Annotated in this window: 18 protein-coding genes and 2 tRNA genes; 11 read left to right on the forward strand and 9 right to left on the reverse strand. The window is 48.0% G+C overall.

Going from position 1 to position 22,742, the window contains the following annotated elements:
- Positions 1-264: 264 nt before the first annotated feature.
- The 3 genes from BUB16_RS06920 to BUB16_RS06930 form a co-directional block, all read right to left on the reverse strand.
- On the reverse strand, positions 265-1,386 hold the full coding sequence (locus BUB16_RS06920) for a FecR family protein (protein ID WP_073061335.1): 1,122 nt from the start codon (positions 1,384-1,386) through the stop codon (positions 265-267).
- A 139-nt stretch (positions 1,387-1,525) separates the two neighbouring features.
- Entirely contained in the window at positions 1,526-2,530 is a 1,005-nt protein-coding gene (locus BUB16_RS06925; RefSeq protein ID WP_073061338.1) for a sugar phosphate isomerase/epimerase family protein, read from the reverse strand.
- A gap of 370 nt (positions 2,531-2,900) precedes the next feature.
- Positions 2,901-2,974, reverse strand: a tRNA-Met gene (locus BUB16_RS06930).
- A 308-nt stretch (positions 2,975-3,282) separates the two neighbouring features.
- Here BUB16_RS06930 and proS point away from each other — a divergent pair.
- The 5 genes from proS (at position 3,283) to BUB16_RS06960 (ending at position 9,028) form a co-directional block, all read left to right on the forward strand.
- Entirely contained in the window at positions 3,283-4,749 is a 1,467-nt protein-coding gene (gene proS, locus BUB16_RS06940) for a proline--tRNA ligase (protein ID WP_073061343.1), read from the forward strand.
- Between the two features lie 285 nt (positions 4,750-5,034).
- Positions 5,035-6,546: a bifunctional ADP-dependent NAD(P)H-hydrate dehydratase/NAD(P)H-hydrate epimerase gene (locus tag BUB16_RS06945; RefSeq protein ID WP_073061347.1), complete on the forward strand. Its 1,512-nt coding sequence runs from the start codon at positions 5,035-5,037 to the stop codon at positions 6,544-6,546.
- Positions 6,543-6,938 (forward strand): VanZ family protein, encoded by a 396-nt coding sequence (locus BUB16_RS06950; protein WP_073061349.1) that lies wholly within the window; start codon positions 6,543-6,545, stop codon positions 6,936-6,938. Before BUB16_RS06945 ends, BUB16_RS06950 begins: the two co-directional genes overlap by 4 nt.
- A 307-nt stretch (positions 6,939-7,245) precedes the next feature.
- Complete coding sequence (locus BUB16_RS06955; RefSeq protein ID WP_073061352.1) at positions 7,246-7,914, forward strand: energy transducer TonB; 669 nt, start codon at positions 7,246-7,248, stop codon at positions 7,912-7,914.
- A 457-nt stretch (positions 7,915-8,371) separates the two neighbouring features.
- Positions 8,372-9,028, forward strand: coding sequence for an energy transducer TonB (locus BUB16_RS06960; RefSeq protein WP_073061354.1), 657 nt, complete (start codon positions 8,372-8,374; stop codon positions 9,026-9,028).
- A gap of 65 nt (positions 9,029-9,093) precedes the next feature.
- Here BUB16_RS06960 and BUB16_RS06965 read toward each other — a convergent pair whose 3' ends face one another.
- Both BUB16_RS06965 and BUB16_RS06970 read right to left on the reverse strand, forming a co-directional pair.
- Complete coding sequence (locus BUB16_RS06965) at positions 9,094-9,525, reverse strand: NUDIX hydrolase (protein ID WP_084088100.1); 432 nt, start codon at positions 9,523-9,525, stop codon at positions 9,094-9,096.
- 3 nt (positions 9,526-9,528) lie between these two features.
- Positions 9,529-9,846 carry a DUF1844 domain-containing protein gene (locus BUB16_RS06970; RefSeq protein ID WP_073061765.1) on the reverse strand — a complete coding sequence of 106 codons (318 nt, stop codon included), beginning with the start codon at positions 9,844-9,846 and terminating at the stop codon, positions 9,529-9,531.
- 154 nt (positions 9,847-10,000) lie between these two features.
- Here BUB16_RS06970 and BUB16_RS06975 point away from each other — a divergent pair, with 154 nt between their 5' ends.
- From BUB16_RS06975 to serC, 3 genes are all read left to right on the forward strand, one after another.
- Positions 10,001-10,615, forward strand: a complete 615-nt coding sequence (locus BUB16_RS06975; protein ID WP_073061358.1) for a 3-keto-disaccharide hydrolase — start codon at positions 10,001-10,003, stop codon at positions 10,613-10,615.
- A 234-nt stretch (positions 10,616-10,849) separates the two neighbouring features.
- Positions 10,850-12,058, forward strand: coding sequence for a DUF1015 domain-containing protein (locus BUB16_RS06980; RefSeq protein ID WP_073061359.1), 1,209 nt, complete (start codon positions 10,850-10,852; stop codon positions 12,056-12,058).
- Positions 12,059-12,082: 24 nt separating this feature from the next.
- Positions 12,083-13,162, forward strand: coding sequence for a 3-phosphoserine/phosphohydroxythreonine transaminase (gene serC, locus BUB16_RS06985; protein WP_073061361.1), 1,080 nt, complete (start codon positions 12,083-12,085; stop codon positions 13,160-13,162).
- A gap of 201 nt (positions 13,163-13,363) precedes the next feature.
- Here the strand turns inward: serC and BUB16_RS06990 are convergent, their stop codons facing one another.
- The gene (locus BUB16_RS06990) at positions 13,364-13,981 is read right to left on the reverse strand and encodes a rhomboid family intramembrane serine protease (protein WP_073061363.1); all 618 of its coding nucleotides are present in this window, start codon (positions 13,979-13,981) and stop codon (positions 13,364-13,366) included.
- A gap of 324 nt (positions 13,982-14,305) precedes the next feature.
- Here BUB16_RS06990 and BUB16_RS06995 point away from each other — a divergent pair.
- Positions 14,306-14,377 (forward strand) — tRNA-Thr (locus BUB16_RS06995).
- 310 nt (positions 14,378-14,687) lie between these two features.
- Here the strand turns inward: BUB16_RS06995 and BUB16_RS07000 are convergent.
- Both BUB16_RS07000 and BUB16_RS07005 read right to left on the reverse strand, forming a co-directional pair.
- The gene (locus BUB16_RS07000) at positions 14,688-14,939 is read right to left on the reverse strand and encodes a hypothetical protein (protein WP_073061365.1); all 252 of its coding nucleotides are present in this window, start codon (positions 14,937-14,939) and stop codon (positions 14,688-14,690) included.
- Between the two features lie 430 nt (positions 14,940-15,369).
- Positions 15,370-15,567 carry a hypothetical protein gene (locus tag BUB16_RS07005; protein ID WP_073061366.1) on the reverse strand — a complete coding sequence of 66 codons (198 nt, stop codon included), beginning with the start codon at positions 15,565-15,567 and terminating at the stop codon, positions 15,370-15,372.
- A 428-nt stretch (positions 15,568-15,995) separates the two neighbouring features.
- Between BUB16_RS07005 and BUB16_RS07010 the strand changes: the two genes are divergently transcribed.
- Both BUB16_RS07010 and BUB16_RS07015 read left to right on the forward strand, forming a co-directional pair.
- Positions 15,996-16,910: a hypothetical protein gene (locus tag BUB16_RS07010; RefSeq protein ID WP_073061368.1), complete on the forward strand. Its 915-nt coding sequence runs from the start codon at positions 15,996-15,998 to the stop codon at positions 16,908-16,910.
- Positions 16,911-16,949: 39 nt separating this feature from the next.
- A complete protein-coding gene (locus BUB16_RS07015; RefSeq protein WP_073061372.1) occupies positions 16,950-17,558 on the forward strand; it encodes a hypothetical protein in 609 nt (202 codons plus the stop codon).
- Positions 17,559-17,605: 47 nt separating this feature from the next.
- Here the strand turns inward: BUB16_RS07015 and BUB16_RS07020 are convergent, their stop codons facing one another.
- Complete coding sequence (locus tag BUB16_RS07020; protein ID WP_073061374.1) at positions 17,606-22,498, reverse strand: eCIS core domain-containing protein; 4,893 nt, start codon at positions 22,496-22,498, stop codon at positions 17,606-17,608.
- Positions 22,499-22,742: the final 244 nt, after the last annotated feature.

The raw sequence follows: 22,742 nt of genomic DNA on the forward strand, positions 1-22,742 counted from the left end.
GCATTTATATCGTAGAGCTTTACATATATAAAACGCTTGTTAGTCCCCTTCCCATGACAATAAATATATATTTTTTCATGATTATTGCACTAAATGCAAAATATAATGCAATAAAATTCTCAAATTTTTTCCTAAATGCAAGAAAAGTTATTTCCAATCAAACCAGACCGGGAGCTGATAGACTGGAATGTCGCGATGCTCTTCTCGTAATGACAAGGTATTTTAAGGGTAAAACGGGAACAACGGGAAGGGAAGGCCAGCTATTTATTTGTTCGATTCCAGATAGATAAGGGAACCTTTCTGCTCATGGGTTACGTCCAGTGCTACCGAGAGGACCTCCAGCACCCTGGATAGCGATTCCTTTTTAAAGGATACGGTAAGTTCACGGTCGAGGAGACTCGAGTCTGCTACTTCGAAATTCCGGTTATAGTAGCGTCCCAACCTTTTTATTACCCTATCCAGCGGTGTGGCTTCAAAAATAAGATCTCCGTTTATCCAGCCTGTATAAAGATCCAATGAAACATTCACCGGCGAAGTAGGCCCCGCCCCTTCCCTGACGATAGTATACTCCCCTTTTTTCAGGATAACCTCCTCACCATTCTTCAATGCAGGATCCACCTGTTTGGTTAGTGAATCAGACGCTACTGCGACCGTTCCATTTTCCACCACAACTTCTACTCCGTCGAAATCAGCATACGCATTCACATTGAACCTGGTTCCCAAAACCCGAACGTCCGCACGGTTGGTATAAACTAAAAAGGGCTTGTCTTCATGGGGGACAACACTAAAAAAAGCTTCCCCTTCTAATTCAACCTCCCTTTTCGATCCGTCAAACCGGGAGGGGTACCGGATCGTGCTGGAGGAATTCAGGACCACACTTGTGCCATCACTTAACGTCAGATTCATTCGTTCACCCCGGTCGGCTGTCACCTTTTGCATAGCTCGTTCTCCGGGTTGATGCTGCTGTTCCCCCAAAAGTCCGTAATCATAAAGCAGGTAGAACGTTCCGACGATCAGAAGGCAGGCTACAGCTACACCGCTTACCCAACGTCCCGAACGGGTAGACGGGCTGTATTCCGGATGCATACTTTTAGAATGGAGCTTGCCTTTATTTTTGTCTACGGCAGCATCCTCGTCCTCCGCTAAACGATGAATGGTAAGATGACGGGGATTGGAAATGCGCTGTGATATTTTGTCCCAGGTTTCGTCCTCCTTCTGGTGCAGCTCCAGCTCTCCGGAAATAGTCCAGGTTTCACGTAATTTACTCAGTCGCTCTCTATGTTCCGGCTTCTGGTCCAGCCAGCGCTCAATGCGGGCCCGCTGCCGGGGAGAGCACGCTCCTGTAATAAGCTGGACCAGATCTTTTTCATTTACCGGCTTGTTCATTGTTCTAATTTTAGCATGCAGTCAATCTTTCTTATACCTCCTCAGGTATGTAACGAATGAATGTTATACTACCACCACAAAATAAAGGAAGCCGTACCTCTCTCGCTGGTACGGCCCTGAAAGTTGTATAATGAAAATGTTATTCATTATCTGAAAAAGCGGAATCGAAGGCTGCGGAAGGCGGAGAGAAATCAATATCCTTCACATACTGGCAGGATTCTTCCGCCCCGAACTCGCGATCCATACCGCTGTCCTCCCACTCAATGGATAGCGGCCCCTGGTATCCGATACGATTCAACGCCCGAATGACCCGGTCGAAATCAATATTACCGCGGCCGATCGAAACAAAATCCCAGCACCGGTCCTCATGGCCGAATTCCAAATGTCCCCCGAACACGCCGGCTCGCTTGGGCTGATCGGTCCACCATACATCCTTCATATGGGCATGATAAATACGATCGGCAAACTCCAGGATAAACTGCACGTAATCCACTCCCTGGTAGCCAAAATGGCTTGGATCATAATTAAACCCAAAAGCTTCCCGCCCGTCCAGGGCATCGACCGCCCGCCGGGCCGAGGAGATGTCGAAAGCGATCTCCGTCGGGTGCACTTCCAGGCCAAACCGCACCCCGACCTCATCGAACACATCCAGCACCGGATTCCACCGGTCAGCAAAATCCTGATATCCCTCGTCGATCGTCCCGGGGAGATTGGGGGGAAAAGAATACATTTTGGACCAGATAGAACTGCCGGTAAATCCATTGACGACTTCCACGCCCAATTTTGCAGCCGCACGCGCCGTATCTTTTATTTCATCCGCCGCACGCCGGCGCACGCCTTCCGCATCGCCGTCGCCCCACACATGTTCGGGCAAAATTTCCCTGTGCCGTTCATCGATCAGATCGCACACCGCCTGTCCCACCAAATGATTGCTGATCGACCATACTTTTAGATCATACTCAGCTAAAATCTCTTTTCTTTTTTTACAGTAGTCATCCTCCCTGAGCGCTTTTTGAACATTAAAGTGATCGCCCCAGCAGGCCAGCTCCAGTCCATCGTAGCCCCATGAGGAGGCCTTTTCCGCTAACGTTTCAAGTGACATATCGGCCCACTGGCCGGTGAATAGTGTTACAGGACGTGCCATAGTTGCTAAGCTTTTGTTAATATTTCATTTCAATAGGGTGAAACCGAACTTGATAGTCTCGTTCTTTTGCAAGAAAATGTCAAAAAAGAATGGTCTTTAAAAGAATTTAGTACGCAGTGCTGTTTCTTCTTGCCAACCATGATATGTAACACTTTTTAAAGGACAGGCCAAAAAAAACAAGATATGTCAACAGGAGGGATGATTTTACTGAACCCGGGGGTAGCAAAAAAGTTATAGCAGAGATATAAATAAATAATATGTACCCCCTGTAAGGGGGCATCAACCTGGCATTGATTTACCGTTGTGTCCCCCTTTCCAAACAAAAAATCCCTAAGTGGTTGTTTATAAACCACTTAGGGATCTCATCCAGTAGCGTGGGACGGAATCGAACCGTCGACCTCCGGGTTATGAATCCGACGCTCTCACCAACTGAGCTACCACGCCATTTTTACAACGCTTAAATACTGCTCGACTCAAAATATCGATCTGAGGTCCGCCGCCGGCGAACCCAAACCGGGCGCACTCACTCCCGACCTGTCACAAGCAGCCGCGCCATGCAATTCAAGAGTTGCCAAATATAAGGCATTTCGAAATAAATATTAAGTCTTTCCGGAATCTTTTTGCCCATAATGCCACTTCTTTTTTTGAGGCTCCTCAATTTCGTCTTATTTTTAGCGATCGTATCAATTGAAATTACAACCGTAGTATAGCTTCTTACTACAACCATAGAACGCTGACTCACACATTCCCTCATGGCTAAAAAAATCACTTCCAAATCCGAAGATTTTTCGCAGTGGTATCAAGACGTCATCCGTGAAGCCAAGCTGGCCGACCACTCCCCGGTGCGCGGCTGCATGGTGATCCGTCCCAACGGCTTTGCGCTCTGGGAAAACATGAAGGCGGCGCTGGACCAGATGTTTAAGGATACCGGCCATGAGAACGCCTATTTCCCTCTTTTTATTCCCAAATCTTTTCTGTCGAAAGAAGCACAACATGTGGAAGGGTTTGCCAAGGAGTGCGCAGTCGTGACACACAGCCGGCTGAAAAGCGCGGATGGCGGCGTGGAGGTGGATCCGGAGTCGAAGCTGGAGGAAGAACTCATCGTCCGCCCCACTTCCGAAACCATTATCTGGGATTCTTACCGAAACTGGATCCAGTCGTACCGCGACCTGCCGATCCTCATCAACCAGTGGGCCAACGTCGTTCGCTGGGAGATGCGCACGCGACTTTTCCTCAGAACCATGGAATTTTTGTGGCAGGAGGGACACACGGCCCATGCGACCAAAGAGGAAGCGGTCGAGGAAACCAGGAGAATGCTGGAGGTCTATCGCACTTTTGCCGAGGAATATATGGCCATGCCGGTAACAACCGGGGTCAAAACGGAATCAGAGCGGTTTGCCGGGGCGGTGGATACCTATTGCATCGAAACGCTGCTCCAGGATAACAAGGCGCTGCAGGCCGGAACCTCTCACTTTCTGGGACAGAATTTTGCCAGGGCCTTTGACGTAAAATTCCAGAGCTCCGAGGGACAGCATGAATATGTCTGGGCGACCAGCTGGGGGGTTTCAACGCGGCTTATAGGGGGACTTATCATGACGCATTCCGATGACCAGGGACTGATCCTGCCTCCCAAACTGGCTCCCGACCAAGTGGTCATTGTGCCCATATGGAAAAGCGAGGAAGAAAAGAAGAACGTTCTTGCCTATTGCGATGAAATCATCAGCGAACTGAAGGAACTGGACGTGCGCGTGAAGCTCGACGATCGCGAGAACATGAGTCCCGGCTGGAAATTCAACGAACACGAAGCCGCCGGCATCCCGTTGCGCCTGACCATCGGTCCCCGCGATCTCAAGAACAATAACGCCGAACTGGCCCGTCGCGATACCGGCGACAAGGATATCGTCGACCGCGAGGGACTTGCTGAAAAAGTCGCTGACCTGCTGGATTCCATCCAGGATGAGCTTTTCAACACCGCCCGGGATCGGATTGCCTCGAACACGCACTCTGCAGACTCCTATGAGGAGTTCAGGGAAATTATTGAAGAGGAGGGCGGTTTCGTCTATGCACACTGGGATGGCACAGCGGAGACCGAAGAAAAAATTAAAGACGAAACCAAGGCAACCATCCGTTGTATTCCCCTCGACGACGGGGAGGAAGGCAAATGCATGGTTACGGGCAAGCCTTCAAAGCAAAAAGTGCTTTTTGCCCGCGCTTATTAATTAAAGAGGGTTTTGAAAAACCATGAATTTTGATCATCATCACTCCCTGAGGTGAATTCAAAACCACAGCATATAAAACATATTTGAGGAATTGAATCCGCGAAAATGCGGCGATAGGTCAAAGGAACGGTTTTGTAAAACTTGCTTAAAAAATTGGTATATATTAACCAATTTGTGTTGGATCGAATATCCGCAGATAACAACGGAAACGTAACGTATTCCCCGGTTTTCTGTTACAATTAATAACAATTACCGGGCGTTCACTGCTTAATAAATGATGGTAACATGATGCTTCAAGCTCCGCTGTCACATTATGTACTTACCGCCCGGCAAAGCCGGGAAGTAGACCGGAAAACGATAGAAGAGATGGGCATTGACGGGTTCACCCTCATGGAAATTGCCGGGTCTTCCGCGGCAAAAGCAATACTTTCCGACCGTCCCGGTTCCTCCCACGGCCTCTATTTATGCGGCAAAGGAAATAATGCCGGCGATGCCCTGGTCGTCGGACGCTATCTGATGCAGCACAACATTGCCGCCACCCTTGTCTTTTTAAGCGGTACCGGTGACCTATCCCCGGATGCCGAAAAGAACCTTGAGCTCCTCCGTGAGTTTGACAGCCGAAACCAGCTCACGATTTTTGAAAGCTGGGGCGCCTTCGATCAATCCGGGAGCTGGGATTTCATCATAGACGGGATGCTGGGCACCGGTCTCGACAGTGAGCTGCGCGGCGACTATCTGAAAGGGGTGCAGTGGGCCAACAAGCAACCCGCGCCTGTTTTATCCATGGATATCCCTACCGGACTCCATGCCGATACCGGGGAATCCATGGGCGCCTGTATCAGGGCCGAACAAACCTTTGCTTTCGGGGGACGAAAGCAGGGCCATTATTTGGAAGAGGGGCCTGCCAGAACCGGCAAAATCACCTACTGCGAGCTCCCTTTTCCCAATCATTTTAAAAGCTCCTGCAATACCTTTCTGCTGGACGAATCCTGGGTCGAACGTCCCCCTGCTCAGCCCGGGCGTCACAAGTACGCCTCCGGGGTGCTTTATATTATTGCCGGTTCCGAGGGACTCACCGGGGCAGCTATACTCGCCGCGCAAAGCGCCTGGGCAGAGGGACTCGGAGCCGTAATCATCGTTTGTCCCCGTGGACTCCTTTCCGTCTATGAGCACAACCTGCCTTCTATCATTAAAAAGCCGGTAGGGGATACCTCGGATGATCACTTTAAGCCGCAGCACCTCTCGCATACCCTGGAGATCTTACGGGAAAAAGAGGGGGTCGTTTTATTGGGACCCGGACTGGGGCGACAGGAAGAGACGGCATCATTTGTAAGCCGCTTTCTTTCCCGAAACCTCCGGAATACTGTTATTGACGCCGATGCCCTCTGGGCACTTGCCCGGTCCGGGCAGTGGGATAAGCCTGACGATACCCAGTGGATTTTAACGCCTCACCCGGGCGAACTCTCCCGTTTCACTGACCACCCGATAACAAACGACTACCAGCGGTTAAACTTTGTACGGACGTTTTCATCGGATCACCACATAACGATCCTTTCCAAGGGAATGCCCGGAATTATCGGAACGTCATCCGGAACGTGCTATATAACCAACTATAATACCCGGTATTTTGCCCGCGCCGGCAATGGAGATGTCCTGGCCGGCAAGGTCGGGGCCTACCTGGCATTCGGCCGCGCGCCGGACGACAGCTGCGCGGGAGGATTATTACAGGGCAAGCAGAAATTGGATCGCTATTTGGAAACCGCGCAAGGACTACCCGAACCAAGAGATTTTATATGAAATCAAATGCTATCTATTCTTTTCTCTCCGGAAACAGCTACCTGTTGACGCTGGGTATTATCGTGTTAACGCTCATCATGCTGGCCCTGACCCTGATGCCCGCAGAAACATTTTCCCATCATGAGATCTGGAGCTATGATAAAATCGGTCATCTGCTTCTTTTTGGGACCTGGACCTTATTGCTCGGCCTTTATCACAATATTTCGATAGCCGGTAATACAAACTTCTGGGTCATTTTCCTTATCGGCACCTCTTTTGGCATCCTGATTGAACTCCTTCAGCACAGTCTGCCCTCCCTTAACCGCCACGCCGATATTGTTGACGTTGTATTTGATACCATCGGGTGCCTTCTGGCTATCTGGGTGCTTAAAATAATTCTTCCTAAAAAATAAGTTTCCATCTTTTGGACCCGGGCGACAGCGGGGCAGGCCCGTTCGGGTTCAAATGGTCCAGACGATCTTATTTCAACTACAAAATTGAACAATTTTTTAACCATTACGTATAAAAAAGGATTAAGCAGCAACTGCCACTCTCAAAAGGCGTTGATTATAAAATTTCAGCGGTTTTGCTCACCCTCCAGAAAGTCAAATGCAAAAAAAATGTTCAATTTTATTTGCATTAAGCAACTAAATATTTAAATTATAATCATAACAAATCTAACTATAGTCAGTATGTTTAATGCTTAATACCACATGAATTATGTCTGATCCAAAAAACAGAAGAAAGAAACCTGAAGCCGATCTTCGCAAGTACTATACGCTTTTCTGGGAAATTGGGATGATCGTCGCGTTACTGCTTTTCATTGTAGCAATGAAAGTGGACTTAAGGACTGAAAAGCAGGATGTGAACCTTGTTCAGGAGCAGGAAGTTGTGGAAATGGAGGAAGTGATCCAAACCCAGCAGCAGGAGCAGCCCCCACCCCCGCCCAGACCACAGGTGCCGGTGGAAGTGCCCAACGATGAAATCATTGAGGACCAGGACATCAACCTGGATGCTGATCTCAATATGGACCAGCCGCTGGAGATGCCGCCCCCTCCTGAACAGGAAGAAGAAGAGGATGAGGAAGACTTCTTTGTAGCCGTAGAACAAATGCCGGAACTGATTGGCGGTCTTGGCGAGCTGCAGCAAAAAATTAACTACCCGGAACGGGCACGTCGTGCCGGTATTGAAGGTCGTGTAATCATCCAGTTTATTGTGACCGAACAGGGAAATGTGGAAGACCCGAAGGTTATCCGTGGCATTGGAGGAGGCTGCGATCAAGAAGCCCTGCGTGTGGTCAAGCAGGCCAAGTTTGAGCCGGGTCGTCAGCGAGGCAATCCCGTCCGCGTGCAGTACAGCCTGCCCATTATCTTCCGGCTTCAAAGTTAACACAGTGACACAACCCATTATCTGATTAAAAGTTAAAAGGACCTGCTCCAAAGGCAGGTCCTTTTTTATCGGGGAGGGGGAGGGACCTGTTTTGGGGTTTACTTCCGTCAGGCACTCTCGCTCCGCAATAATGCAGCATCCTTACTGTAGTTCGATATGCCGCATGTTTTCATTCCTCCCACCAACTACGATTCCGCCTGCGATTTTAATAGTCCGAATCTTCCGTTTCCGGCAGAAATAAGACTTCGCAAAAACTTCTGATGGCCCCTGATACAGCCCGAAAGGCTGTTACCGAACTTCTTCTTAATTTCAGGAAGCATATCCGCCTGCAAAACATCCAAAAAATCAAACGGAAACAATTGGCTTATTTTTTCGTTACTAAATTAGAGGTTTTGCGAAATTATTTGTTTCATTAGCTAAACAAAAAAAAATTTACTTACAAAACGCGGAGGATATCATGCGTTACGAACGAAAAAAACCTACATCAGACTTGAGAAAATACTATACCGTCTTCCTGCAATTGGGATTGGTAGCGGTACTACTACTCTTTATTGTAGCAATGAAAGTAGACCTCAGGTCGGAACAACAAGACACTGACTTGACCGAAGAGCAGGAAGTCGTAGAAATGGAGGAAGTGATCCAAACCCAGCAGCAGGAGCAGCCCCCACCCCCGCCCAAACCGCAGGTGCCGGTGGAAGTGCCCAACGATGAAATCATTGAGGACCAGGACATCAACCTGGATGCCGATATGAACTTGAATGAACCCATGGACATGCCTCCCCCTCCGGAAGAAAAGGAAGAGGAGGAAGAGGACTTTTTTGTAGCTGTCGAGCAGATGCCGGAGCTTATCGGCGGGCTCGGTGAGCTGCAGCAAAAAATTAACTATCCTGAACGAGCACGTCGTGCCGGTATTGAAGGCCGGGTAATCATCCAGTTTATTGTGACCGAACAGGGAAATGTGGAAGACCCGAAGGTTATCCGCGGCATCGGCGGCGGAGCTGATGAAGAGGCCCTGCGTGTGGTCAAGCAGGCCAAGTTCAAGCCGGGACAGCAGCGAGGAAATCCGGTCCGCGTGCAGTACAGCCTGCCCATTATTTTCCAACTTCAAAACTGATCCGCAACACACTTCATTCAGATTGGAAGCAAAAAGGGGCCTTCTGGGAAGAGCAGGTCCCTTTTCTATGGTTTAGAAATGAGATTCTCTAATTCTCCAAGCACATCCCGCAAGTTATCGTATCCTACCATCTCTTTTGCCCTTCTTAAGGAGTACCACTCCACCCTTTCAATACCTTCCTTTTCTTCAGGAGTAAAAGATGCTACCTCCGAGGAGAGCTGCATGGCAAACCAGTGGGTTGTTTTCCCGAAATGAACGCCTTCCTGCTCATACTCATGATAGGTTTTTAGCAGGGGTTCAACTATATTCGGAAGGCGGTTAAGGCCGATTTCCTCCGCCACTTCTCGCACAGCACACTCCTCGATAGTCTCCTTTTGTTCTTTTTTTCCTTTGGGCAGATCCCAGACGCCCCGCCGAAATATCAACAGCACTTCCGTGCCTCCTGTGCCGGATGCCTGTCGAAACAATACCCCCCCTGCAGCTGTCAGTCCTGTCACCGGTTATTCCTGCTCATCTTTCTGTTCCGCTGCCTCACCCCTGTCTTTGTCTGCTTCATCGGCATAATTCATACGCAGATTGTTCAGCGTTTCGGTCAAATAATCATCCAGCTTCTTCGGGAGGTTCCCCGCTGTGTAATTCTGAAGCATTACAAGGGTGTCTATAGCAAACTTTGCCGATTTCAGCTCCCGTTCAACTTTTCCTGTATTGGGGTTTTCCACTTTACCCATTCCCATCATGGCAATCTGCTGATGCTGTTGAACAAGCATCATGAACAGCAACTGTTCCTGTTGCTCTTCTGACAAATTATCTTTATTCATATCTATTTGATCCATATAATACCGTATTTCATTGAAAATAATTGGTTATCTTCTATCGAAGTTAATCAAATTTGTAATTATTCCGATCATTCGATATCGTCGTACTTCGATGCCGGTAACCTAACCATTAAAGATAAATTAATAAATCAGAGTCATGAAATATTTTTTACTTCTATGCACTACCTTCTTCTTTCTCAGCAGCCCGGCAAGCGCTCAGGAATTTAAATCCCTGTTTAATGGAGAAGATCTCTCCGGATGGAACGTTCACGGGACCGAAAAATGGTATGTTGAGGATGGAGAGCTGGTCTGTGAAAGTGGCCCTGACAGAGAATACGGCTACCTCTCTACGGAAGAAAACTATAAAAATTTTGTATTAGAACTGGATTTCAAACAGGAATCCAACGGCAACAGCGGGGTATTTATCCGGTCAAGCCTGGAGGGGACGAAGATCAGCGGCTGGCAGGTAGAGGTAGCGCCCCCGGGATCTCACACGGGAGGCATTTATGAATCGTATGGCAGGGGATGGCTCATTCAGCCCAGCCCGGAAGAAGAAAAAGCAGCTTTGAAACCCGACGACTGGAATCACATGACGATTCGTGTGGAGGGAGATGAAGTGACAAGCTGGCTGAACGGTCGGCAGATGGTACACCTGAAGGATGAAAAAATTGGGGAGGCGACCGGTTCCATTGCCCTTCAGATTCATTCTGCTACTCCTGAAAACGAAGTGAAAGTCCGCTGGAAAAATATCAGGATAAAGGTTCTTGATTAATATTACAGGGCTTTTGCAAAACAGTTTTTTATCCCCTAATGTCACGCTAAATAAAGCTATGCGCGGGACAGTTGAATGTTGCACGACGCTTTTTATCGAGGCTACATAAAGGGTCCGTATCGCCCCTGGAGAGCAGGCTATTATTCTCGTTTGAAATTTTAATTATTCCCGTCAAACAACTACCTTTGATAGCTGTCATTACACTATTGTTTAACGGATATATTTTTAATTCTAATGGCCCATTTACATCCTTTTAAAGCATGGCGACCCGCCCCGGAGAATGTCGAGGAGATCGCCTGCGTACCCTACGATGTTATTAACGTTAACGAAGCGCGAACACTGGCGAAAGGCAAGCCGAACAGTTTTCTGCATGTAATTCGACCTGAAATCGATCTGCCTGAGGATATCGATCCTTATGATGGCGCAGTCTATGAAAAAGGCGCCGAAAATCTATCGCAGCTCCTCTCAGACAATATTCTGCAGCAGGAAGAAGAGCCGTGCATTTATATTTACCGGCTTATCTGGAAAGGGAGCCCCCAAACCGGTATCTTCAGCTGCGTGCCGGTGCAGGATTACAACGACGAAGTCATCCTGAAACACGAGCTCACGCGTCCCAAGAAAGAAGATGACCGAACCCGCCACATTACCACACAACAGGCCCATGCCGAACCGGTCATGATCACCTTTAAGGATGACGACAAGATCCAACAGCTTATCGAAGGAGCCGTTCAGGAAGATCCGCTGTACGACTTTGTCGCTTCCGACGGAGTAACGCACCAGCTCTGGAAAGTGCAAAAAACGACTCCCTTTGAAGAGGTGTTTGAAGATATTCCAAAATTATATATAGCCGACGGACACCACCGCTGCAAAAGTGCATCACGCGCAGCAGCGGAGGAACGGGGAAAAAATGACAACCATACCGGAACGGAGGAGTACAATTTCTTTCCGGCGGTGGTCTTTCCCATGTCCGATATGCGTATCTTGTCCTATAACCGCATCGTCCACGATATTCCCGACGATTTTCTCTCTCAACTCGGGGAGCGTTTTGAACTAAGGAAGGATGCCGATCCGAAGCCTTCGCAAAAAGGGGACCTTTCCATTTATATTGATGGAGCGTGGTATGGCACCACCTTGCCGGTGACCGAAAATCCCAACAGCGTTGAAAAACTGGATGTACACCGGCTCCAGGAATTTCTGCTTGATCCCATGCTCGATATTACGGATCCCCGCCGCGATAAAAACATATCGTTCGTCGGCGGCATTCGAGGGACCGGTGAACTGGAGCGGCTTGTCGATGAAGGAGAGGCCGGCATGGCTATCAGCATGTATCCAACCAGTATTGAGGAACTGATCGAGGTGTCTGATGAAGGCTTACTTATGCCACCGAAGTCGACATGGTTTGAACCCAAACTACGATCAGGACTACTTGTTCACACTTTTTAATCCAATAAATACATTCTATTTACTATGAATCGTGTTCACAACTTTAGCGCAGGTCCCGCCATCTTACCGGTGGAAGTTCTAAAAAAAGCAACGGAAGGGTTGCTGGAGTATAAAAACAAAGGGCGCTCAATTGCGGAAATGAGTCACCGGAGCCCCGAATATGAGGCTATTGACCAGCAGGCCAAATCACGGCTGACAGAACTTCTCGGCCTGGGAGATGACTTCAAAATCATGTTCCTGCAGGGGGGTGCCAGCTCTCAGTTCATGATGGCACCGTATAATTTTTTGCGGGAGGACCAAACCGCAGATTACATTGATACCGGACGCTGGTCGAACAAAGCGATCAAAGAAGCCAAACTGTTTGGCAATGTACATCGGCCGTACAGCAGCAGCGACAGCGGATACGATCGGGTTCCCGAGAACCATGAGCTCGACCTGAGCGACGATCCTGTCTACGTACATTTCACTTCCAACAATACGGTTGCGGGCACGCAGTTTCCTTCAGAACCGGAAACCGATGGCGTGCCCCTGGTCTGTGATGCTTCTTCGGATTTTTTATCCAGACCGATTGACGCGTCCAGGTATGGCATTATTTACGCGGGCGCCCAGAAAAATGTCGGGCCGGCCGGCGTAACGATTGTTATTATCCGCAAGGACTTTTTGAACAGGGCCAACACTGAGAATGTACCGACTATTCTTCAGTATCAAACCCATACCGAAAAAATATTTAACACACCGCCCGCTTTTAATGTGTATATGGTTAATTTGGTACTGGGATGGATCCAGGACAAAGGCGGACTTGCCCACTTTAAGCAGTACAATGAAGAAAAGGCGGGACTTCTCTACGACGAGATTGATAAAGACGACTTTTATCGCGGCGCCGTTGAGAAAGATTCCCGGTCGATTATGAATGCGACGTTCCGTCTTCCCTCGGAAGAACTGGAGCAGCAATTCCTCGAGGAGGCGGAAGAACATGACCTTTATACCCTTAAAGGTCACCGCAGTGTAGGCGGTATTCGTGCGAGCATGTACAATGCCTGCCCCCGGGAAAGTGTAGAAACACTGGTCAATTTCATGGACGACTTTCGCGCTCAAAACGGATGACAGTGTCCGGCGGTGAATTCGTACCATTTGAGTTTGGACTTGCTCTGCAATATGGAGTAAGAGGGCGGGAAGGGTTGCAGAGGTTTTTTTCAAGGTCAGGGGCAGAGGGAGGTTAAATTAAAGCATATAGCCTATAGGCGAGGATTTCAACCAACCGATAAAGCCTGCATTGGGCAAAAGAACGGTTTTGCAAAAGCCCTCTTATATAAAACCGAATACGGTTAACAAATGGTCGATCGTATCGGGTACGAAAACCACTAAATAAACCATCCCCCAGATGGCCCCTGCGAGATGCGCTTCATGGTTAATTTTGCCACGCGCCTGTTTGCTCGCATACATGCTGTACAGCAGGTAAGCAATCGCAAAGACAAAAGCCGGTATGGGGATGGGAATGAGCATTAAATATATATTTTCCAGCGGAAACAAAAGGATAAAGGCAAAAAGTACCGAACCCACCGCCCCGGATGCTCCCAGTGTCGCATAATTGGGGTCATTCCGGAATTTTATTACGGAGGGGATACCTGCCACAATCAGTCCCGTCAGGTAAAGTCCCAAAAAATAGTACGGGCCCAATAACTGCTCCATCACGGGGCCAAAAAAATAAAGCGTGAACATATTCACAAAAAGATGTCCTATATTGGCGTGCAGGAACCCCGAACTCAGAAGCTCGTACCAGGTATTTTCGCGAACGGTTCGATAAGGTTTTAGGTACCCGGCCTGTAACAAACCGGGAGTTGTATACAGTGCTGCCAGCGAAATGAGTGCATTAGCTGCAATCAAATAAAACGACACCGGGTAGTTTGTAATAAAACTTTGCATAGTAAATAGTATTTTAGATCCCTGAAAATAGTCAAGAGCTCCCTCGAACGCCAGTATTTTATTTTAAAACTCATTTTACTTGTCATCAAATGGTAACAATCCTTATATTATCGATCTTTGATTCTAATTATTCACCCATGAATGCTCAATAACCTTTAAGCAGGTAATATTATTGAGCTTCTCTGAAGTGTGGTTCAACTTCGCCTTGTCCATATTCAAATTTCTTGATGAATAATCCGGGCCAAGTGGAAGAAAAGGTAAAACAAGTGCCAAAACTGTTTCTTGGGTCTTGCATCCCGGTAGCAACCTTTTGGACTGAAATCAGCTGGTGTAGCTCAGGGGTAGAGCGATTCTCTCGTAAAGAATAGGTCGCTGGTTCGAATCCAGTCACCAGCTCACTTAAAAGGCCCTCATTTGCTTTAAAGCCCGTTGTTTGAAATTGTGATTCTAAATTATTCTAAATTTTGAGTTCCATCAGGGGTATATTCCAAAGCAAGTTCTATGAAAGGTATATCAGAGTTCTATCACCAGGTGGATTAAATAAACCAAATGGTGCCATTGAGTGTTGCAAAAAAGCAATCGCCCAATAAAATCAGATATTTTATTTTACCAGTTACTCAACCGTCCGAAGATCGCAAGGCGCGCTGATAATAAGTCTTGTGTATGCGACAGTAACAGAAATGGTGAGAGATTGTCATAAAAGCGGCTATTCTTCCCGATAAAAATAGATTTTCTTTCTATCCTCATCTTTTCCACTCTTAATCTTAACACCTTTATCCTTGTTGTATTGATAGACAGCGGTCCGCATAGAATTCACGTTCTTATCATCCTCATACGGTACTTCAATAGCATCACCGCCAACCTCCAGTTTATCCAAGGCTTCCAAAAGGGGTTTGTATTTTGACGATCTTTTTTTGGCTTTATTGATCTTTTTGCGATTTACAAATTTAATATCCATATGTCTATACTTTAAGATTAAATATATCTCGCCCTATTTTTTCAACATATAATTGTGCTTGCATGTTCCAACACATACATAGTACACTGTAATGTCAAGATTTATTATTTTCAGGAGTTTAAACGAGATATAACTTACCTCCCTCATTAGAAAACGGTTCTTCTTATTTGCCCAAAGAAATTAACTTATTTGAAAATTACACAATTTTTTTCAGATCTGAAAAAATAGATTTGATATCTGGTGTTAATAATCTTAAAAATAAATTTTATAAAAGGTATTTTTAATTTTATTACTTTAAATATAAATATATAATACTTCAATAGAATATATTTATAGACATATACTTTATTTACTTTTTATAAAATAATAAATAGTCTGAAAGTATTTTAAACTAACAGACTTTTCATTTATTCATCCGGCTTATTTTATACTATTGAATCTCATAGAACTGTTCGTAAACATAATCCCAGAACTCAGCTAAATTTGAACCTTTATTATGGGGATTTTTAGATCGGGTCGATTTCATTGCATCGATGCAAGCTTTTTCTTTAGCATCGTAATATGATTTTAGCTGATGAGCCGTCGGATTCTCTATCATTTCTTCGAACTTTTTAACTTTCTCAGCCATAACAAACTAACTTTATTTCATTTATATGAGTAAGGAAAGAAGGACATACTTACTATACCCCCCTCCTTTATTCTCTAATAAAATAGTTTAACGGGGATATTGCAAGAATAATGGGTTTTTACATCGTCACGCTTTCATTCCATATTTTATCGTCATACCGGAAATATAGTGACTAAACAGAATATATAAGTCCGCATACCATAGATACTCTTCCGCGAAAAGAGTGGAAAAATTCGGTAGTAAAGTTCGGTAGTGTTTTTCTTGTATTTTTTTTAATAATTAATAGATAACTATCGGTTTTATCTGCTCCAGTGATCTATTTATGAAAAACAGGAATCAGGATTTAAATAATTGTATCATTTGGCCCTGATTCATCAACTGGTCCCGAACAGAACCTCACCCATAACTGATTTAGGGAGAGATTAATCATGAGCAGGCTTATTTCTACGTTCATTATATTAGCCATATTATCCATACCAAATGGGCCTGTACTGGCCCAATCCATATCGATAACTACGATCTCACCGGATTCGCCCTCTCACCTGAATTTCGATCAGCAAGTCTCCATAACCTTCGAATATAATGTAGATGAGCCAGGTGGTGCACGTGTTTTTATTCGTCCCATCACATCGGGTAGTCTTACGCCCAACTATGCAGCCAGCGGTTCTCCCGTTTTCAAAGGAGAGGGAACAGAGACAATTAATTTTACCATTCGATCGGGGGAAGTGACCGTGGATCAACTCAGAATCCAGGTATTCAGTGCAAATCAAAATCAGCTACTCTTTGAATTCTACTTTCCTGTGGAATTCAGGTTCTCTCCCCCGAATCAGACCCTGGCATATCCAACTATTCTCAAACAAAAATCGATAAAAGTCCTGAAAAAATTTGATGCCAACGCTGCTGGGGATACCTCAACTACTGAAAGAACGATTGTCAAACAGTTGGTTAAAGAAGACGGTACTATTGAAACCCATTACTCCGACGGAACCATTCGGGGGCATACACTATCGGACGAAACGTATTTTGTTGATCCGGAAACAGGTGATACCACCTTCACCATGCTCATGAAATATGAGGTACAGGAGGCGTCTCAGCCCGCTGCTCCTCCCGGATCTGTGGCCACCAACTATTCTGAAGTGGACAGTGACTGGCTACAGAGTCTGAATGACTGGCTTGAATACGTGGCACAGCAACAGCTGAACAAGATTGAAACACTCCTGAAGGATGAACATTCTTTCCGGAATTACAAAACATTCGAACAGGATAGTGTTTCTACCCTATATGAAAAAATAGATCTGAGATATACATTCCTGGAAAAGCTCTATATGAATAACTTTCAATAACAGATATCCCTGACATTTACTGCAACATACTCGTACAAAATGATTATGAAATGTGCTGCGTCAATCGTCCTGAAATCGGCCATGCTTATCTGCCTGCTGTCCATCTCCCTGACCACACCGGCCCAGGTTCCCGATTCGTCAGCTGATTCCACTACACAACAGCAGGATAAAACCGTCGAGCAGATTCTCCGGGAGATGGAGCAGGAAAGGCAAGCAGCTCCCGGCCCCTCCTTTCCCGATTCCATTATAAGCCCTCCGACGCCTGCCCAGCAGAAACTGTTTGATGACTCTACGATGGCCGTATACCAAGACGCCATGTATGCTTATTACGAATACAGGGTATCGGGGTTTGAACATCGCAAAGAAGTATTCGCCTGGCAGCTTTTCTCTTCTAAGCTGATCTTTTGGTCCGTACTGCTGCTTGTTTTATCCGGAATAAGTTTTTCGGGTATCCAGTTTTATAAATCGATACGCAACCAACAAGCAGACGGCGAAACAGCCACCGAAGACAGTGTTACCGAATTTGAAGCCTCCGCAAGAGGAATCAAAGTGACCTCACCGGTGCTGGGCGTGATTATTCTGGTCATATCGCTCGCCTTCTTCTATCTCTACCTGGTGTATGTACATCCCATACGGGAAATTTTTTGATGTTTTTTCATTTTGTAATTCAGGTCGTTTCCTCCTATGCCTTTTAATTACTCCGTATACATCATTTCGTCTGCTTCGGGTGCACGTTCACCCTGGGCATCGGGATTCTCAAAAGTTTCTCCGAGTTCACTATCCTGCAACACATACGACTGCAGGTCGTTCCACCACCGGGAAAGCAATTCGTGTTCGCGGTACTTGATAGCTATCAGATTTGCAGGTGCATTGGTACCTCCCCATCTCAATTCAATAATGTGATGTACCTCAAGGGCATTACCCGCTTCGTCAACCGGCCAGATTTGCCGGTTGCCCTCGATATCATAAAAAATTAATCCCCGGTCCCTCAACTCTCTCATGTTGAATCGGCGCATAGTATCCTGCACGGCTTCGTCAAAACTCTGCCGGACTTCAGCAGAGAGGTTGTCCAAATTATCCATAAAAAGCCGCCGTAAAGCAGTCGTGGACGGTCGGTCCGTAGATGCCCTGAGTATCAGCGAATCCCCCGGCCTTACGGGCATTGGTAGTGATACCTCGTCGGAAGGATACGGGATCTCATCGAGCATACTTTGCGTAATGGTTACGACGACTTCGCCCCTTGCGGCCCGTCCCGGGCTTCTGCTCCTGCGGCGCGCCCATCCTTCCGGCAGGTAACTGTCCAATATTTTGCGAGCTTCTCCCCGTGTACGATAGGCCCATTCGATCGGTGAGACCTCTGCCCGGCTTTCATCTCCCTCCTTGTAAATCCGGTACAGTTCATTCAGACGCCGGGAGTCGTCTCCAAATCCGGAGAACTGATCTCCTTCCATCAGGTCAGCCGGTGTCTGAAGGGATCCCTGATCCGGTCGGGACTCCGGGACCTCTCCTTCCGTTTCCTGTTGTGTCTCTTCGGCCGGGTCCGCTTCGCGATCCGTTTCTCCCTCTGTCGTCTCTTCCGGGGCATCCAGCCGGCCGCGCAGGACATTCCTTATCTCTTGCATTCCATCCAGGAGATCATCCGCATTTACACGGGCATCTTCGCTGTCGGGATTATTCATCAATTCCTCTCGCTTTCCTGCGGCTTCATCAATATAGTGAGCGAGTGATTCCGCCATCGGAACATTATGCCCCTCCGCCCGGTCTTTCATTCGCTGGAAAGCTCCGATCATCCGAGTCAGCCGATCTACCAACGCCCGGGTCTCGGGTGGCAGGCTATCGAGATCGTCGCTGTCCGGCCGGCGGGCCAGTTCTTCTACCGTCGCTTCATATTGGGTTTGTTCCGTCTGTTCGGCCTCCGCCTCTGTTCCTTCTTCATGAGCAACAGTCCCTTCTGTGGCCTCGGCCCGGCGGTCACCTTCCGTTGAAGGAGTGCCTTCCCCGGTTTCGGGCGATGAGGGTTCGGAAACCGCAGGTTGTTCGGCTCCTTCCGTTTCTGCTTCAGAGGGTGTTGCCTCGGTGGTATCGACGGGCTGTTCTCCCCCGGGATCCGGCGTGTCCAGTTCCGAGCCTGTTTCAGATTCGGCCGAAGGTTGATCTCCGCTCCCCTCATCACCGGGAAGCCGGCCAGCTTCCGACGCGGGGATGGTCTGATCGGGAGCTCCATCGTGATCGTATGCTTTCTCAATCATTGATTCTCCAATCAGCATGCCAAAATCCCGTAACGCCCTGCCCAGGGCAAGCATTAGCCGGGTGCGTTTTTCTCCCAACGAAAGGTTCGACGACTGGATCTGTTCAATTTCCTGCCAAAGGCTTCCTCCGATGATAATACCTTCCAGTCCCTTGTGGCCCAACCCGAGAACAATACGAGAGGTACGGTTGGGAATTCTGACAAGTCTCAATGCACTACCCGCTTCTCCGGCGGCACCGAGAAGCGCCAGCATGTCGGAGGCTGAATTCCAGTCCAACCGCAGGGTCGAATCTTCGTACCGGCTGATCAGTCGGTAAGCTGCGGGTGTGGCGCCAATAATTCCGATCGGCGCCAAAATAGCCAGACTTGAGCCTCCCGTAAATGGCGCTGCAGCAATGGCCGCTAATTCAACGATCGTTACGGCATTATCAATACCTTCGGTGATAATCCGGGCTGTACTCGCATTCACCTCCCGGACGTAACGGGTACTGTCCCATTCCACAGCCACGTAGCCTCGTTCCCCGTATCCGGCGGTACTTTCCAGAAGGTCCACGATTCCCAATACAACCGGGGGAGTATCCTGATCATCTGTCTCCTCTTCATCTACGGTAGTGTCCCCGCTATCTGGAGTGGTAAGATCTGAAATATGGTATTCATCATTTTCTTCGTCGTGCACATATTCTATGGTCAACTCAATAGTGGCTCCTTCATCCCCGATAAAATGGGCCCTGACTCTTTGAGCGGAGGTCAATCCCCTGGAACTCCTTACTGATAATATTTGATTGATCTGTTTTAATCCTCTTTCCAGCGGCGCATAGAAGTCGCGGTCATCTCTGCTTGCTTCACTTCGCTCCTCCATAATGGTTTGAGCTAATGCAATAATATCATCTCCGAATGCGTCCTCTTCATCCAGGGCCGATTCAATAGCAGTCAACCGATCTTGCAGCGCTTCCTGTTGTTCATCAGATGGTAATCGCTGAATTCTGTTTTTTTCGTGCGACAGTACCGCTTCCACAATGGCATCTCGTCGCAGTTTTATCTCCCTGCCTACATCGGAACCGGTCAGTATTTGTAGTTGTCGAAGTTCCCGTTCCAGGCTCGTTCGCTCCTCTTCTTCGAGGTCTTCGCTCTCCAGCCGCTCCTGTATTTCCCCGACTCGCTCCCTCCTGTTTTGAGCTTCAACCTGGCTGCTGAACAGATATCGTCCGGACAATACGTCCGGTGAATTTACATAGATCGGAAAAGCATAGATGGCTTCACTGGGTACGCGCACAACCGCTTCTTCACCTGTACGCTCGCTACGTCTATAGGTCACACATGTAACGAAATAGACGCCCGGCTCTTCAAAGACAAACCGTTTTTCATGAATAGGACGATTCAATTCATAGAAGAATGGCAGCGTTACAGCCCCCAGCGCCCGAAGTGTCGAGTTAAGTTCTACCAGGTTGTACGCCATGGGTGCGAATATGCCCAGGTCTTCCTCGATGGTTTCGTAATCCTCCTGCCGATATTCGATTGCCCGGTTCAGACGGGATACGATGGCGCCCCCCAGGGTGGGTTGTCCGCTTTCGGTTTCCTCCTCGGAGGGGGTTTCCCCTTCCAATAATGCCTGAAGGGGAACGCGGCTGAATTCCCAGTGATACCCATAGGAGAAATATGCCCCCAGAGCATCATAGATGTCCGGATAAACCAGATTCATGCTGAAATCGTATTCAGCCCCGGTCACGGCAAACGCCAGAGGCAGGGTGTGCCGGACACCCGATAGCGGCTTTAATTCGGGAAAACTTTTAATATAAGCGGGGAAGGGGGGAGTATTATATGTAGTGGGCTCATCGCGGACCGTTTCACTGCGCCCCTCTTCCGTCTGTGACATGGAGATGCTCATAAACCGGCGGATAATCTCCACCCTGGCTTCGTGGCTTGACACGGCCCGTTCGGAATAGGCCGGCTGCGTATAACAGAAAAGCAAAAACCTGCTGGCCAATGTTTCATCCTCAACCCGGGTGGGAATTCCCTGTTCCGGGACTTCCCATGCCAGCTCGTAAAATCGTTGGCTCTCCTCAGACAGTGTAAGGGTAAAGTCATGTCGAATGGCTTCCATCACATTGATCGACTGCCTGAGCGCCCTCAATATTCTTGTTTCAAGACATCCTTCCCCCGCACAGGTGGTCACCGAATAAGGATCGCTTTCTCTTTCTCCCTGCTGCTGCCGGTATTCCTCCAGCAGCGAGCCGTGCTTGGCCATGAGCCGTTGAAAGATAAACTCGGAAACCCAGGGGGGCAAATCGTCCCGCAGCGATTCATACAAGTCGCCCGAGACCCTGCCAAGTTGCAGCAGTTCCCGTTCCCGCTCTGTAATGCCGGTGATCGTATAATCATGCTCTTCCAGCCAGGAGATGACATTCAAGGCAACCTCATAATCGAGTGTTAGTGATCCTATGGATCGTCCTTCCTCATCAGGGGTTCTGTCAGGGTCGCCCCAAAGACCATAGTACTCACCGTTTGCCGGTATTCTGTTCTCCAGACCTTCCTCATATTCGTCTTCCAACAGTTTTTTCAAAATAATGGCGATCCCCTGCTGCCGGTAGGTCCTCGAAACGCTCAGTTCATGCGCATGGGGATGAAAGGATATACCCGAGAGAGAAACCGTCACTTCTGAACCCGGCACCGACCATTCATCATCATACCGCTGTATTGCCGGGGTAGTCCCCTCTCTTTGTTGCATGACGTGGGTCAGCTCATGGGCAAGAAGATGTTTGCCTGATGTTGAGGAGGGATCGAACTCTCCTTTGTTAAAGTAGATGTCACTTCCGTGGGTAAAGGCGCGGGCTCCCAGCTGTTGATTCATTCGTATCGCATTGCTATCGGAATGTACGCGCACACTGCTGAAATCAGCCCCCATTTTGGAACTCAACTCCGAATTAACCGCTTTGGGGAGCGGCTGTCCCCCTCTGGTGCTGTTGCCAAGCCGGCCCGTCCTGTTTTCAGGTTTACTGCGATCCGTTGAGTTGTTCTCCGGTTTCGCTTGTACAGGTGCAGCAGTTCCGCTCTCCTCTTCTTCAGCGGAAGGACGCATGGTCAATTCCATTCTGTTTTTGGCTTGCATCTGAAGTACAGGCTGTTCGCCATGGGCAGACTTCATCCGCATCTTTTGAGAGGAGGAAGGGTGCATTTGAAGCTCTCTATCTTCTTCGTCATCCCCGGAGGGTGGATGAGGATCCGGCATCATCATTACCTTGTCAGCCACGGCATCGGCTTCTTTCTCGAACTGGTCGTCGGGGTTACCTATTTCCAGACCTGAAAGGTTATCTGAGTCGTTTTTTGTCTCGTTCTGAAACATAAGTTAGAGATCTCCATTCTCGTTCATGCCCGTACGAAAGAGCTTTATTTTTGTGCTTCCATTCTCTGCCTGCATATCAGGTGCCAGTTGTAATCAGTTCATAACTGCGGCTTACTCCTTAGCCTATGGAGTCTGTCGGACTCCTATGGACCGTTAGATATCATGCGGCCTTGGGTCAGTATCCCACCCTGGATGATATCGGTAGGGTCCTCCGGGTTAATGACGGGGTTCTTAAGCTCGCTGT

It is taken from the genome of Fodinibius roseus (genome assembly GCF_900129315.1).
In the GTDB taxonomy this organism is placed as follows: Bacteria; Bacteroidota; Rhodothermia; order Balneolales; family Balneolaceae; genus Fodinibius; species Fodinibius roseus.